This is a genomic window from Glycomyces luteolus, from assembly GCF_027622875.1.
In the GTDB taxonomy this organism is placed as follows: Bacteria; Actinomycetota; Actinomycetes; order Mycobacteriales; family Micromonosporaceae; genus Glycomyces; species Glycomyces luteolus.
In genome coordinates, this window is record NZ_JAPZVP010000013.1 from 66,137 (window position 1) to 79,210 (window position 13,074).

General features: G+C 70.9%; 11 protein-coding genes and 1 tRNA gene. 3 read left to right on the forward strand and 9 right to left on the reverse strand.

Annotated elements, in window-relative coordinates; all coding sequences use genetic code 11:
• Nucleotides 1-97: 97 nt before the first annotated feature.
• The 5 genes from O1R50_RS16650 to O1R50_RS16670 all read right to left on the reverse strand — a co-directional run bounded on the left by O1R50_RS16650 (nucleotide 98) and on the right by O1R50_RS16670 (nucleotide 3,535).
• The gene (locus tag O1R50_RS16650; protein ID WP_270111244.1) at nucleotides 98-715 is read right to left on the reverse strand and encodes a bacterial proteasome activator family protein; all 618 of its coding nucleotides are present in this window, start codon (nucleotides 713-715) and stop codon (nucleotides 98-100) included.
• Nucleotides 716-858: 143 nt separating this feature from the next.
• Nucleotides 859-941 (reverse strand) — tRNA-Leu (locus O1R50_RS16655).
• 87 nt (nucleotides 942-1,028) lie between these two features.
• Entirely contained in the window at nucleotides 1,029-2,006 is a 978-nt protein-coding gene (locus O1R50_RS16660) for an asparaginase (protein WP_270111245.1), read from the reverse strand.
• 21 nt (nucleotides 2,007-2,027) lie between these two features.
• Nucleotides 2,028-3,098 carry a CAF17-like 4Fe-4S cluster assembly/insertion protein YgfZ gene (gene ygfZ / locus O1R50_RS16665; protein ID WP_270111246.1) on the reverse strand — a complete coding sequence of 357 codons (1,071 nt, stop codon included), beginning with the start codon at nucleotides 3,096-3,098 and terminating at the stop codon, nucleotides 2,028-2,030.
• Nucleotides 3,095-3,535 carry a Fur family transcriptional regulator gene (locus O1R50_RS16670; protein ID WP_270111248.1) on the reverse strand — a complete coding sequence of 147 codons (441 nt, stop codon included), beginning with the start codon at nucleotides 3,533-3,535 and terminating at the stop codon, nucleotides 3,095-3,097. The genes ygfZ and O1R50_RS16670 overlap by 4 nt, the downstream gene beginning before the upstream one ends.
• A 238-nt stretch (nucleotides 3,536-3,773) precedes the next feature.
• Between O1R50_RS16670 and O1R50_RS16675 the strand changes: the two genes are divergently transcribed.
• Nucleotides 3,774-4,628 carry an aminotransferase class IV gene (locus tag O1R50_RS16675; RefSeq protein WP_270111249.1) on the forward strand — a complete coding sequence of 285 codons (855 nt, stop codon included), beginning with the start codon at nucleotides 3,774-3,776 and terminating at the stop codon, nucleotides 4,626-4,628.
• Nucleotides 4,629-4,948: 320 nt separating this feature from the next.
• On the opposite strand, the gene O1R50_RS16680 is transcribed toward O1R50_RS16675, so the two are convergent.
• The 3 genes from O1R50_RS16680 to O1R50_RS16690 all read right to left on the reverse strand — a co-directional run bounded on the left by O1R50_RS16680 (nucleotide 4,949) and on the right by O1R50_RS16690 (nucleotide 9,083).
• Complete coding sequence (locus O1R50_RS16680; RefSeq protein ID WP_270111250.1) at nucleotides 4,949-6,310, reverse strand: FAD-binding oxidoreductase; 1,362 nt, start codon at nucleotides 6,308-6,310, stop codon at nucleotides 4,949-4,951.
• A 337-nt stretch (nucleotides 6,311-6,647) separates the two neighbouring features.
• Nucleotides 6,648-7,619 (reverse strand): serine hydrolase, encoded by a 972-nt coding sequence (locus O1R50_RS16685; RefSeq protein ID WP_270111251.1) that lies wholly within the window; start codon nucleotides 7,617-7,619, stop codon nucleotides 6,648-6,650.
• A 537-nt stretch (nucleotides 7,620-8,156) separates the two neighbouring features.
• A complete protein-coding gene (locus O1R50_RS16690) occupies nucleotides 8,157-9,083 on the reverse strand; it encodes an ICP22 family protein (protein WP_270111252.1) in 927 nt (308 codons plus the stop codon).
• A gap of 219 nt (nucleotides 9,084-9,302) precedes the next feature.
• On the opposite strand from O1R50_RS16690, the gene O1R50_RS16695 reads away from it, so the two are divergent.
• Entirely contained in the window at nucleotides 9,303-11,207 is a 1,905-nt protein-coding gene (locus tag O1R50_RS16695; RefSeq protein ID WP_270111253.1) for a hypothetical protein, read from the forward strand.
• Nucleotides 11,208-11,211: 4 nt separating this feature from the next.
• Here the strand turns inward: O1R50_RS16695 and O1R50_RS16700 are convergent, their stop codons facing one another.
• Complete coding sequence (locus O1R50_RS16700; RefSeq protein WP_270111254.1) at nucleotides 11,212-11,673, reverse strand: hypothetical protein; 462 nt, start codon at nucleotides 11,671-11,673, stop codon at nucleotides 11,212-11,214.
• Nucleotides 11,674-11,765: 92 nt separating this feature from the next.
• Between O1R50_RS16700 and O1R50_RS16705 the strand changes: the two genes are divergently transcribed.
• Nucleotides 11,766-12,989: an arginine deiminase gene (locus O1R50_RS16705; RefSeq protein WP_270111255.1), complete on the forward strand. Its 1,224-nt coding sequence runs from the start codon at nucleotides 11,766-11,768 to the stop codon at nucleotides 12,987-12,989.
• The last annotated feature ends 85 nt before the right edge of the window (nucleotides 12,990-13,074 follow it).

Below are 13,074 nucleotides of genomic sequence, written 5' to 3' on the forward strand. Positions count from 1 at the left end.
ACGCACGGGGCGAAACCCTCGAACCACACTGGCCCCCGCCGCGGGCGCGGCCGGACCCGCCGGGAAGGCAGGCCCGAGTCTAAGGCATGAGGCAGCCCTACAGGTACTGACCAGGGTGGTGGTCGCGATCGTCACCGCGCGCCGCCCGCTCCGCCATCACGGCCCGGAGCTGCGGCGGAAGGTCCTCACCCGCGGGCAGGGCCTTCAACTCGCCCGAACGCATCTGGTCCAGCTGCAGGCGCGCCGCCATCTGCTGCGCCACCAGCGCGGCCTGGATGCCGTGGAACAGGCCCTCCAGCCAGCCCACGAGCTGGGCCTGCGCGATCCGCAGCTCGGCCTCGGTCGGGATCTCGTCGGCGCTGAACGGCAGCGACAGCCGCTCCAGCTCGTCGCGCAGCTCCGGCGCCAGCCCGGACTCGAGCTCGGCGATCGAGCGGGCGTGGATGTCGCGCAGGCGCTGGCGTCCCTTGGCGTCGAGGTCGGCGGCGCGGACCTCTTCGAGGAGCTGCTTGATCATCGAGCCGACGCGCATGACCTTGGCGGGTTCGGGAACGAGCTTGGTCGGGTCGGACTCGTAGCGGTCCTCGCCGTCCACGTCCGGGGCGTCGGCATCGGTCTTCACCGGGTTGCCGTCGGCGTCGACGATGAACGGCTGGTCCTCCGAATCGCGCTCCTCGTAGCCGCCCTGCTCCGGCTTGCTGTTCGCTTCACTCATGGTTCGGTGTGGCCCCAAACGTCTCGATGCTGATCCGGTACCTCTTCCCGAGCCTAACGCGGAAGGTTCGCGGGGTGTTCCCGCTCGCGCCGGCCTTGAAGGAAGCGAAAGGCCCGGAGGTCGAAACCTCCGGGCCCTGTCGGTGCGCGAGGGGGGACTTGAACCCCCACGTCCTTACGGACACTGGCACCTGAAGCCAGCGCGTCTGCCATTCCGCCACTCGCGCGAGTGTTGGTACTTGCAACGCGACGATACTACCGTGCCCGGACCTGGGTGTTCAACGGGGTATTGCCCCGGTTGAGTTGCAGGCCACTCACAGGAGGGTGCGCAGGCGCCCGACCGGTTGGTCGCCGCCGAACACTTCCGGCCACATGAGCGCGTCCACCTCGGGCTTGGCCTCTCGGGGGATCTCGAGCCCGGCGATGGCGGTGAGGGCGCGGAGGGCGACGGGCGTGGAGGCCCGGCCCGCGCCGTCGTCGATCTTGACGGCGACCGCGCCGACGCCGGGGGCGGCGAGCACGTGGACGCCTTCGGCGCCGCCCTTGGCGAGCAGGCCGGGGAGGGCGGTCATCATGCGGTGGTCGGGGCCGCGGGTGCCGTCGATGAGCTTCGGGTTGGCGCGCATGGCATCCGCGACGCGGCGTTCGTCGGTGCCGGCGGGGGCTCCGACGAGGCGGGAGAAGGCGCGCGCGATCCCGGCGAGGGAGACGGCGAGGACGGGCGCGCCGCAGCCGTCGACGCCGATCGACTCGACCGTGTCGCCGGTGAGCTCTTGGACGGTGGCGATCACGAGCCGCTGGAGCGGGTGCTCGGGGTCGCGGTAGGTGGCGAGGTCCCATTCGTTCGCGGCGCAGGCCGCGAGCATCCCGGCGTGCTTGCCGGAGCAGTTCATGTAGACGCGGCGGGTTTCCCCGCCTTCGGTGATGACCGCGTTGCGGGCGGTCGGGTCGCTCGGCAGGTCGGCCGGGCATTGGAGGTGGTCCTCGCCGAGTCCGGCGCCGCCGAGCACGGAGGCGACCTGGGCGAGGTGGAACGGCTCGCCGCGGTGGCTGGCGGAGGCGATGGCGAGGTCGGCCTCGGTGCCGGGGGCCCAGCCGGCGCGGAGCATGGCGAGGGCCTGCATCGGCTTGTTGGAGGAGCGGGGGAAGACCGCGGAACCGGTGTCGCCGATCGAGGCGAGGAGGTTCCCGGACGGGTCGGTGACGGCGACGCTGCCTCGGTGGAGGCTCTCGGCGAATCCGGACCGGACGATCTCGGCGACGGGTTCGCCGCCGCGGTAGGAAGCACTCATACCGCGAGGTTAACCGCAGTGTCACTGGCGCGCTGCCTGATCGCCCACGATGAGACGCGCGTCAGTGTCGTCGGCGACGTTCCGCTTGAGCATGGCGAGCGCGATCTGGCCGAGTTCGTAGTGCTGCACGGCGGTGCCGATGGTGCCGACCTGCTTGTCGCCCATGGTGATCGGGGTGCCGTGGGCGGGCGGGTGCTCGTCGGTGCCGTCGAGGTGGAGCATGACGAGGCGGCGGGGCGGCTGGCCGAGGTGGTGGACCTTGGCGACGGTCTCCTGGCCGCGGTAGCAGCCCTTGTCGAGGTGCACGGCGGCGGCGAGCCAGTGGTGCACCTCGTGCGGGACGGTCTTCTCGTCGGTGTCGATTCCGAAGGCGGGCAAGCCGGCCGCGACTCGGAGGGCGTCCCAGGCCCAGGTGCCGGCGTACTTGCCGGGATCGGCGTCCTTCGATTCGGCTTCGAACTGCTCGCGGCTGACGAGCACGTCGACGGTGTAGACGCCGAGGGCGTCGGTGCGGCGGCTCCATCCTGCGGTGTCGCCGTGCGCGCGGCCCGGGTAGACGGAGGTGGGGACCTTGAGAATGTCCTTCGACACGAACTTGGCGACCGGGATCGGCTGCACCACCGGGGTGTCGCCGTCCACGCTGTGGTCGGGGCCGGGGTGGGTGTAGGTGAACATGGCCCACTCGCCGGAGGCGTCCGCGACGTCGACCTCGGTGCGGAACTTCATGAGCTGCAGGTACTTCAGGAGCGCTTCGCCGCGGCCGGGCTCGGTGTCGAGCCAGGTGGTCTGGCCGTCGTCGTAGAGGTTCGCGTGGTGTTCGACGCGTCCTGTCGGCGAGAGGATGAGCGCCTCGGTGCCCTCGTGGGGATTGAGGTTGGTGAGCTGCTGGGTGCTGAGCGAATGGAGCCATTCGAGGCGCGCCGACCCGGTGACCGTGATGATGTCGCGGTCGGAGCGGTCGAAGATCGCGGCGGTCTCCATCGCCTTGCGCTGCTCGGTGAGCGGGCCGCCGTAGTGCCAGGCGGTGCGACCGCCGGCGTTGGCGACGGCGCCGGGAAGGCTGAGCAGCGGGGACGGGGTCGTCTCGGTCATCGTTCCTTCTCCAGGCATTCGGCGCAGGTCCCGAACACGGCGACGTGGCCGATGTCCATGACGAACCCGCTGGCGTCGGCGACTTCCTCGCGCGCGTTCGCGAACAGGGCAGGGTCGACTTCGGTGATCCGGCCGCAGCGGTGGCACACGAGGTGGGCGTGGCCGCGGTCGCCTGACAGATGGTACGTCGGGGCGCCGTGGGAGAGGTGGGTGTGCGAGACGAGCTGGAGCTCTTCGAGCAGGTCGAGGGTGCGGTAGACGGTGGTGATGTTCACACCTTCGACCTGGCCGCGGATGCGCTCGTGGATCTGCTCGGGGGTCGCGTGCCCGAGCGCGCGGACGGCTTCCAGGACGAGCTGGCGCTGAGCGGTCATGCGCAGCCCCTTGGCGCGCAGCACCGCGGCCAGTTCGGTCTCCGCCTCGGCTTCGGTGGGCATAAGTGCATCGTACTGCGCCCGCGCGGAAACACGTTCGGGTGACAAGGGCGCCGCGGGGGCCGGTTTTTGTCGGACCCGGGCGGGATGTTTGCGGCGGACCCTTCGTTCCCCTCCAGTGGTGGGTGGGGGTTTGTGGACGGGGATCCACCGACGGCCGAAGCGGCTGCGGAGTGGCGTCGCCGGGACCGACACGGCCTCGCGGCGGCGGCCCCGCCCCGCCGAGGAGCAGAATGAGCTCATGGCACTAGTGACCGCAGTACTGCACCGCGGCGTCGTCGACTCCGACGCGCCGCTCCTGTGCGCCGACGACCTCGGAGTCCTCCGGGGCGACGGCGTCTTCGAGACCATCAACGTCCGCGCCGGTCAGGCGTTCCTGCTTTCGGAGCACCTCGACCGGATGGCGAACTCGGCGCGCCGCATGGAGTTCGAGCTGCCCGCGAAGGCGGAGATGGCCGAGCTCGCCGAGCAGGCCCTGGAGGCCTGGCGCGAGCGGGCCGACGGCGAGGGCGCGCTGCGCCTGGTCGCCACCCGCGGCCGCGAGCACGGCGGCCCGCCCACTGTCTACGCGACGGTGGACCCCGTTCCGCGCGAGCGCATCCTGCCGCGCCGGGACGGCCTGAAGATCGCCACGGCGACCTTGGGGGTGAATGCCGATGCGCGGGGTGAAGCCCCGTGGCTTCTAGGCGGCGTCAAAGCCCTGTCGTACGCGTCGATGATGGCGGTGACCCGCTGGGCGAAGACCCAGGGAGCCGATGACGCCCTGTGGGTCTCGGCCGACGGCTTCGCCCTGGAGGGCCCGACCTCGTCGCTGCTGTGGCTCGAGGGCGACACGCTCTGCACGACGCCGACCTCGACGGGGATCCTGCCGGGCACGACGAGCGCGTATCTGCTGGAGCAGGCTCCGAAGGCGGGGCTGAAGACGGTCGAGAAGCTGATCTCGGTGGGGGACTTGAAGAATGCCGAGGCGGCGTGGCTGAGCTCCTCCGTACGAGGTGTGGCCTTCATCACCCAGATCGATGGCGAAGCTGTGGCTCAGCGCCCTGACATCACGGCTGAGCTGGACAAACTCGCGGGTTTCGAGGTCCCCGAGTAACGGTTTGACATCGTTTCCCAGGTTCTTCTCAGGCTCAACACAGGCCACGCCCAGAGACGGTCCTCATAGTAATGAGTGTTCCGGTCACGCCGACAAGCCAAACGGACGGACATGGGCAGTCTTCCGGGAGGCACGGAACAATCCGGGGGCACAAAACCAGTAAGGGCAATCGGGCACAGCCCTACTGGTGCCAATGAAAAGTGGAGCTCCTCCACTTTATCGGGGCCGCAGCGAATGGGCAAGCGCTGCGGCCCCATTAACGTGTAACAGGAACGACACGAAACCGTATCGGCTGCACGGGAAACGTGAGTCCGAGCCGCTCAACCTGCTAGGACTTTACCGGGGTTGAGGATGCCGAGCGGGTCGAGCGCGTTTTTGATCCGCCGCTGCACGGCGAGATTCACCGGGTCGAGTTCCTTTGCGAGCCAATCGCGTTTGAGCATTCCCACGCCGTGTTCACCGGTGATGGTGCCGCCCATGGCGAGTGCCATCTCGAGGATCTCGTCGAACGCGGCCCGCCCGGCTTCGAGCGAGGCTGGATCCTCGGGGTGGACGATGATGTTGGGGTGCAGGTTCCCGTCTCCCGCATGGGCGATGACGCCGATGACCACGCCGTGCCGTGACGCGGCGGCCTGCACGCCGTCGAGCGCTTCGGCCAGGCGCGAGCGCGGCACCGCGATGTCGTCGACCAGGACCGTGCCCAGCCGCTCCATCGCGTGATACGCGCTGCGCCGCGATTCGAGCAGGGCGTCCGCCTCTTCGGCATCGGTGGCCCGGTACACCTCGGAGGCACCGGATGCACTGCAGAGCAGCTCGATCGCGGCGAGCTCCTCGGTCGGGTTCGCGTCGGCGGCCACGAGCAGCATCGCCGCGGCATCGGTCGGCAAACCCATGGGGCGCAGGTCTTCCAGGGCCCGCAGGTGCACGTTGTCGATGAGTTCGAGCAGACTCGGCTGATGACCGGAGGCCATGATCGCGGTGACGGCGCGGCCGGCGTCGGCGGTGGTCGCGAAGACCGCCGCGAGGGTGAGCCGCCCGGCCGGGACGGGTGAGAGCTTCACCGTGGCCTCGGTGATGATCCCAAGGGTCCCTTCGGAACCGCAGAAGAGCCGCACCAGGTCGTACCCGGCGACGCCCTTGGCGGTCTCGCGGCCGCAGCGCATGACCTCGCCGGAGGCGAGTACGACTTCGAGGCCGAGCACGTACTCCGGGGTGGTCCCGTACTTGACGCAGCACATGCCGCCGGCGGCGGTGGCGATGTTCCCTCCGATCGTGGAGATCTGCCACGAGCCCGGGTCGGGGCTGTAGCGGAGACCGAATTCGCTTGCGGCGCCGGTGATCGCGGCGTTGAGGACGCCGGGCTGGCAGACCGCGAGGCGGTTCACGGGGTCGATCGAGAGGATGCGGTCCATCGGTGAGACGTCGAGGAGGATCGCGCCGTCGACGGCGGTGGCGGCGCCGGCGAGTCCGGTGCGGGCCCCCTGCGGCACCACGGGGGTGCCGAACTCGGCGGCGACGCGCAGCGCGGCGCTGACCTCCTCGGTCGACCGCGCCCGGATGAGCGCGACCGCCCGGCCGGGCGGCACGAGCGCCGCGTGGTCCACCGAATGCGAGGCGAGGACGTCGGCATCCGTGACGGGCTCGAGCCCGGCTCCGGTCAACGCGGAGATCAGATCGCTCATCCCGCGAGGGTAAGGCCCGCAGCACCCCGTCCACAAACCCCCACCCACCACTGGAGGGGAACGAAGGGTCCACCGCAAACATCCCGCCCGGGTCCGACAAGAACCGGGGCCCGCGGCGATGGTGTCACCCGAAAGCGTGAGTACCGGCCCGCGAACCGGCTTGCGGGCGATGGCGCCCTCTGGGCGCCGCGCCCGAGGTCGGGCTCGCTGCGAACCTCGCCTCCCGAGCGGCGGCCCCCGCAGGCCTGCATGCCAAGCCGGTGAGTCCGCCGGCGGGCCTGCGTGCCGAGCCTGTGAGCCCGCCCGCAGGCCTACGTGCGGAGGAGCCCGCGGGGGCCTACGCGCTCGGGTCGGTGTCGACGATCTCGCGGATGATCTTCGCGAGCTCCTCGACCCGCTCGATGCCCTCGCCGTCCGAGGCCGAGCCGCCGGTGAGGATCGCGATCTTGATGGGCTCCTCGGTCTCGCCGTTGATCACGCCGATCGAGTTCACCACCCACTCGCCGCCCATCGCGTCGCGCGTGTCCCAGCCGTTCTTCATCCACACCGTCTCGCCCTCGGCCGCCGCGGCCGAGACGCCCCACTGCTGCGACTCCGCCAGGTCGCCCATGAGCGAGCGCGCGTACTCGACCTGCTCGGCGTCGAGCACGTCCTCGTACAGCGCGAGCTCCAGCATCCGCAGCTGGTCGACGGCGGTGGTCTGGGTCTTGCCCCACTGCTCGGTCTCGTTCGGGTTCGTATTCTCGAGCCCGTAGTCGATGTGCGCCTGCCGGATCGCGTCGTGCCCGTCGCCGAACGTGCCGCCGTACAGCATGTCGTTCGTCGCGTCGTTGGACGAGTCCTTGATCATCGCCTCGGCGCTGTCGAGCAGCCAGTCCGGGACCTCGTCGAGCGTCCCGTACTCCTCCAGCACCATCGTGAGGATCTCGACCTTCACGATCGAGGCCGTGTCGTGCTGCACCTCGCCCTCGTACGCGAGCTGGAACTCGGCGTCGTCGACGGCGACCGAGGCGTAGAAGTTCTCGTCCTCGAGGCCCGCCACGTACTCGCTGACGGCGGCGTCGAGGTCGGACTGGAGCCGCGCCTGCGCGGCCGCATGGAGCTCCTCGTCCGAAAGCTGCATCGAGGAGTCGTCCTCGACGGACTCCTGGGAGCCGGGCAGGGTCCCATCGGCGGAACCGCCGGAGCCGTCGTCGTCACCGGAGAGGTCGACGACGTAGATGACGGCCGCGATGAGCACGGCGATCGCCGGCACGGCGAGGAAAGGCCAGAGCCGTCGCGAAGGGGCGTGCTTGGGCTGGGAGGTCACAGCGGAAACCTGACTTCAGTACGGGGGCGCGAACGAAATGCTGCGGCCCACGCTAAAGCAGTCGTCGAAGCGATCACAAGCAGGGTTGATTGAGAGTTCCGTAACGGTTGCACAACACCGCCTGGACCATCCCGGTGATACTGCTCTCTCTGTGTCGCTCGCGGGTCCTCGCCGGCAACGGCGAAGCGCCCGCCGACCGGCGGGCGCTGCCTTGAACCTGTGGAATTCGGCGGGCCGTGAGGCACTGGGACTGGCGTTCGCAGTGGGACCTGGGGAGGAAATGACCATCAACGAGCGCCCGAACCTCAGTGCCTCACGGAGACTCCACCGCACCGCGCCTCGGCCGTCCGGACCGCGAAACGCGGGCCTGGTCGGGGCCGGTGAGGCACCGGGCCGCTCGCAGCCGGTCGCGCCGGTTCCGCACGCGGCCGCTCGGCACCCACTGCGACGCTTGCGCGCCGTGGAGGTGCCGGGCCGAACCGTGCACGGGAGCGCTCGCGGCCGCCTGCGGCGCCGGGCCCGGGACGGGCACCGGCGTCATGCCGCCGCCCGCTGCTTGAGGAGGGTGCGCATCACCGCGGCGGCCATGCCGACCAGGCAGATGATCGCGACCAGGGCCAGCAGGCCGTTCGCGCCGTCGGCCACGGCCTTCGGGTCGACCGCCACGACCTCGTCCTCGACGGCGGGGGCGTCGTCGCCCGCGCCGGAGTCCTGCGCCGAAGGCGGCGGGCCGAACGCGTTCACCTCGTCCTCCTGGAGGACCTCCTCCGCGGGAGCGGAGGGCGCTTCGGCGTCAGGGGCCTGCTGGGCCTCACCGGCGCCGTCCGAGGCGCTGGCGTCCCCGTCCTGCGAGTCGTACTGGGGCGCTTCGGCATCGTCGTTCTCAGCGGCGGGCAGCCCGACGTCCTCGCCCGCTTCGTCCTCGCCCGCCGGCGCATCATCAGACTGCGCTTCGACGACCCGCACCTGCGCCGACTCGTACTCGGCGAACAGCCCGTGGCAGTCCGGGACCATCGCGATCTCAGCCGAGCGGTTCATCTCGAACACCTGGCTCGAACCCGAGCCGATGTCGTAGACCTCGTCGCCCACGTGCAGCTTCGCGTCAGTGCCCAGGTCATTGCTGTACCGCACCTTCGAACCCTGCTCCACGGTGAGTTCGGACGCGTCAGGAGCGGACGTGGCCGAGACCAGCCCCAGGGTGCCGCAGTCGCCGCTGAACACGACCTCGCTGCCGCTGCCCGACTCCGACTCGTCCGCCGTCGCGATGCTCACCCCGGCAGCGCCGCCGACCGCGAGCATCGAGGCCGCCGAGATCGCCGCCAGGCGCGACTTCCTCCGATGCGCACGCCGGTCCATGGACTCCCGGACCGCGGGCGCGACCCGGCCGTCGTTCACCGGGTACGGCAGCGGAGGACGCGTCTGGGCCCGGGACTGCTCGCCGGGCTTCGTGGTGTGACTTCCCATGCCTGCGTCTCTCCAACTGCGTCTTCGACCGGATACCGACCTGATCGCCAGTGGGGATCAGGTCTCAACAGCGTTCAACGAGCGGGCGCGGGAAAGGTGACGGCCCGGCCGCGCAGGATCCGGTCCCACGCCCGGATCCGTCCTCATGCGCCCGTAGCGAGCGGCGCACCCGTCCGTAGGATGTGCGGGACAGCACCGAGCGAGGACCGCGAGAACCCCATGGCGACGACCAAGCCCGACACCGAGCCCGCAGAGCCGCGCGAGCCCGAGACCCCCGCGCCCGCGCGCGCGGACGAAGCCCCCCGGACCGGCACCGGCGACAGCAGCATCAGCGAACACGAACGCTGGCAGCGCTTCGCGGGCGGCGAAGACCCGCCCGAGACCCTCCCGCCCGGCCGCCTGCGCGCACTCGGCCGCGGCCTCCGCCGCGCCGCCACCAGCGAATGGACCCTCGCCGGACTCGTCAGCATCGCCCTCGCCGCGGCCATGACCTGGCCCCTCGCGCGCCACCTCACCGACCGCATCCCCCACGACACCGGCGACCCGCTCCTCCTCACCTACATCCTCGGCTGGGTCGGCCACGCCCTCCGCGAAAACCCCGCCGGGATCTGGGACACCAACAGCTTCTGGCCCCTCGACGACGCCTACCTCTTCACCGACACCCTCATGGGCTACGCCCCCGCCGCGCTCCTCGCCACCAGCCCCACCAGCGCGCTCGTCGTCTACAACGTCCTCTACATCGGCACGTTCGCCCTCGCGTTCCTCGGCGCCTACGCCCTGCTGCGCCAGCTCGGCGCCCGCGTCGCCGGATCGGCCGTCGCCGCCGCGGCCTTCGCCTACGCCCCCTGGAAACTCGGCCAGGCCGGGCACCTGCAGGTGCTCTCCAGCGGCGGCATCGTCCTCGCCCTCGCGATGCTCGCGCGCGGCCACGGCTACTCGCTCCGCGGCGGGTTCAAGCCCGAGCGGCAGCGGCCCGGCTGGATCCTCGCCGGATGGCTCACCGCCCTGTGGCAGTTCTCGATCGGCGCGGGGCTCGGCATCCCGTTCGTATACCTGCTGCTGGGCATCGGCGTGGTCGTGGGCATCCACTGGCTCGCCAAACGCCCCCGGCTGCGCTGGCAGACCCTGGCCGCCAACGGGATCGGCGGCTCGGTCTTCAGCCTCGGCGTGCTCTGGATCGCCGACAAGCACGCGGTCGTCGCCAAGGCCTACCCCGAGGCGGTGCGCGACGCCGAGTACATCAGCTGGTTCAGCCCGACCTGGCAGAGTTTCATCATCGCCCCGCAGGAGTCGCGCGTGTGGGGCGCGGCGCACGAGGCCGCGCGCGCGGAGCTGACGTGGGCGCCCGAGCAGGCGTTGCTCGTCGGCTTCACACTGGTCGCTTTGGCGGCCGCGGGGCTCGTCTGGTCCTGCTGGACGGGTTGGCAGCGGGTGTGGCTCGCGCTCGGCGGCGCCGTCGTGTTCGCGGTCGCCATGGGCCCCAACTTCCTCGACGACGGCTCGTGGGCGTGGGCGCTGCTGTACGAGTACGCGCCGGGCTGGGACGCGATCCGCACGCCGGGGCGCCTGGCGATCTACCTGACGCTGATCCTGGCGGTGCTCGCCGCGGGGACGCTCACGCGCATCGCCGACGAGGCCGACGACCTGGCGCACCGCGCGCGCGTCGACAAGCGCTTGAAGGTGAAGGCGCCCAAGCGGGTGCATGCGCTGCTGTTCCTGCCGATCGGCCTGGTCCTGTGGGAGGGGCTCACCGTGGCCCCGTATGTCGAGGTGCCGGAGGCGCCGGTCGACATGTCCGCACTGGAGGGGCCGGTGCTGTTCCTGCCCGCGGGGGGCGGCGACACGAAGGTCCAGTACTGGAGCATCGACGGCTTCCCCGAGGTCGCCAACGGCGTCGCGGCGTTCACGCCCGACGAGCAGGCGGGCATCCGCTCGATGTCGATGGGCTTCCCGAGCGACGAGGCGATCGCGTCGCTGCGCGATGCGGGAATCGAGACCGTCGTGGTCGTGCCCGGTTCGCTGCCGGGCAGCGACTGGGCGGGGATGGACACCGAAGCCGACCCGTTCGGCGTCGATGTGGAACGCACGAGCACGGCCGCGGTCTACGACCTGAACCCGGACTAGCCGCTCAGGCGGGGCCCATCGGCGTCAGGAACGTCAAGGACCCCACCGCGTCCAGGCGCGGCGGCGCGTGCAGCGGCGAGGCCGTCACGTCGAACGTGCGGTGCACGCCGCGGTGCTCGATCCGCATGAGGCTGCGCTCGAGCGCGTCCGTCTGCAGCGTCTGGACGGGGGCGAGCCGGGCGAGCTCGGAGTCGACGAGCGGGTGCGCTCCCGCAGTGAAGTCAAGGAAGCGGATGCCCGCGTCGAGGAAGCGCGGCATCGCGGTCTCGACGTCCGCGCCGAACCCCAGCACGTGCCGGGCGGCACGGGAGACGGCGACGATCCGCGTGTCGGCGGCGAGGAGCAGGCAGGCGTCGGCGGAAGCGGTCACGGCGGTGCGCCAGGTGGCCAGCGCCGGATCCAGCCTTCTGCCATCGGGTCCGGGCGCGGTGGCCCGCAGCGGGATGACGAGTTCGAGTTGTGTCAATTTGGGCGTCCCGGGGGTAGTCGTAACGCTCAGTCTGTCCACGTTAACAGAGATAAGTTGATCTTCGTCCCCCGCGCGTCTACCCTCAGATCATGAGTGCCAACGACGCGCCTGCCTTCGGTGTCGATTCCGAGGTGGGGCGCCTGCGCAGTGTCATGCTCCACCGCCCCGGGGGCGAACTGCGCCGCTTGACCCCGCGCAACAACGGGGCGCTGCTGTTCGACGGGATCCCCTGGGTGGAGCGGGCGCAGGCCGAGCACGACCGGTTCGCCGGGACGCTGCTCGAACACGGCGTCGAGGTCCTGTACGTGGGCGCGCTGCTCGCGGAGTGCCTGGAGCTGCCGGAAGCCCGCGCGGCGGTCAGCGTCTCGGTGACCGCCGACCCGCGGCTGGGGCAGACGCTGGGGCGCGAGCTCGCGGCCTACCTGGCGGACCTCGAACCGGAACGCCTCGCGTCAGTCCTCGTGGAGGGCTTGACGAAAGAGGAGTTCGGCTCCTCGCTGTCGCTGCGGCACAAGATGATGCGGCCCACCGAGTTCGTGATCGACCCGCTGCCGAACATGATGTTCACCCGGGACTCCTCGGTGTGGATCGGCGACGCGGTGGCCGTGACCAGCCTGGCGATGCCCGCGCGGCGCCGCGAGACCACGTTGACCGGCCTGATCTACCACCACCACCCGCGCTTCAGCGAGGTGCCGAAGCTGTACGACCCCTCGCTCGAGCACCTGGAGGGCGGCGACGTGCTGGCGCTGGCGCCGGGCGTCCTGGCCGTCGGAGTGGGGGAGCGGACCACGCCTGCCGGCGCGGAGCGCTTGGCGCGCAGGGCTTTCGAGCGGGGCCGGATCCACACGGTGCTGGTCGTGCCGATCGCGCAGCGGCGGGCGACGATGCACCTGGACACGGTGTGCACGATGGTCGACCGGGACCGGATGGTCATGTACGCCCCGGCGGAGCAGCGCCTGGAGGCGTTCACGCTCACCAGCGCCGACGGCGGCGCGAGCCTGTCCATCAAGGGCCCCAGGCGGTTCCTCGACGCGGCGGCCGAGGCAATCGGCGTCGACCGGATCGAGATCATCCACACCGGTGAGCGGGATGTGGTGACGGCCGAACGCGAGCAGTGGGACGACGGCAACAACACGCTGGCCCTCTCGCCGGGTGTGGCGGTCGCCTACGAGCGCAACACGGTCACCAACGCGCGCCTCGAGCGCGCCGGGATCAAGGTCATGACGATCCCGGGTTCCGAACTCGGCTCGGGCCGGGGCGGCCCCAGGTGCATGTCCTGCCCGATCGCCCGCGAGGAGCCGACCGCCGAGTGAGGCGCTGCTGCCTGCGCTGACGCGTCGGAGGATGAACGCGAGTGAGGGCCGCTCCCGGTAGGGAGCGGCCCTCACTGCTCTGCTG

What these genes read in the sequence shown, in the direction of transcription:
- O1R50_RS16650 (WP_270111244.1), bottom strand. Translation starts at nt 715, where the DNA reads ATGAGTGAAGCGAACAGCAAGCCGGAGCAGGGCGGCTACGAGGAGCGC.
- O1R50_RS16690 (WP_270111252.1), bottom strand. Translation starts at nt 9,083, where the DNA reads ATGGGAAGTCACACCACGAAGCCCGGCGAGCAGTCCCGGGCCCAGACG.
- O1R50_RS16695 (WP_270111253.1), top strand. Translation starts at nt 9,303, where the DNA reads ATGGCGACGACCAAGCCCGACACCGAGCCCGCAGAGCCGCGCGAGCCC.
- ygfZ (WP_270111246.1), bottom strand. Translation starts at nt 3,098, where the DNA reads ATGACCGAGACGACCCCGTCCCCGCTGCTCAGCCTTCCCGGCGCCGTC.
- O1R50_RS16675 (WP_270111249.1), top strand. Translation starts at nt 3,774, where the DNA reads ATGGCACTAGTGACCGCAGTACTGCACCGCGGCGTCGTCGACTCCGAC.
- O1R50_RS16705 (WP_270111255.1), top strand. Translation starts at nt 11,766, where the DNA reads ATGAGTGCCAACGACGCGCCTGCCTTCGGTGTCGATTCCGAGGTGGGG.
- O1R50_RS16670 (WP_270111248.1), bottom strand. Translation starts at nt 3,535, where the DNA reads ATGCCCACCGAAGCCGAGGCGGAGACCGAACTGGCCGCGGTGCTGCGC.
- O1R50_RS16680 (WP_270111250.1), bottom strand. Translation starts at nt 6,310, where the DNA reads ATGAGCGATCTGATCTCCGCGTTGACCGGAGCCGGGCTCGAGCCCGTC.
- O1R50_RS16660 (WP_270111245.1), bottom strand. Translation starts at nt 2,006, where the DNA reads ATGAGTGCTTCCTACCGCGGCGGCGAACCCGTCGCCGAGATCGTCCGG.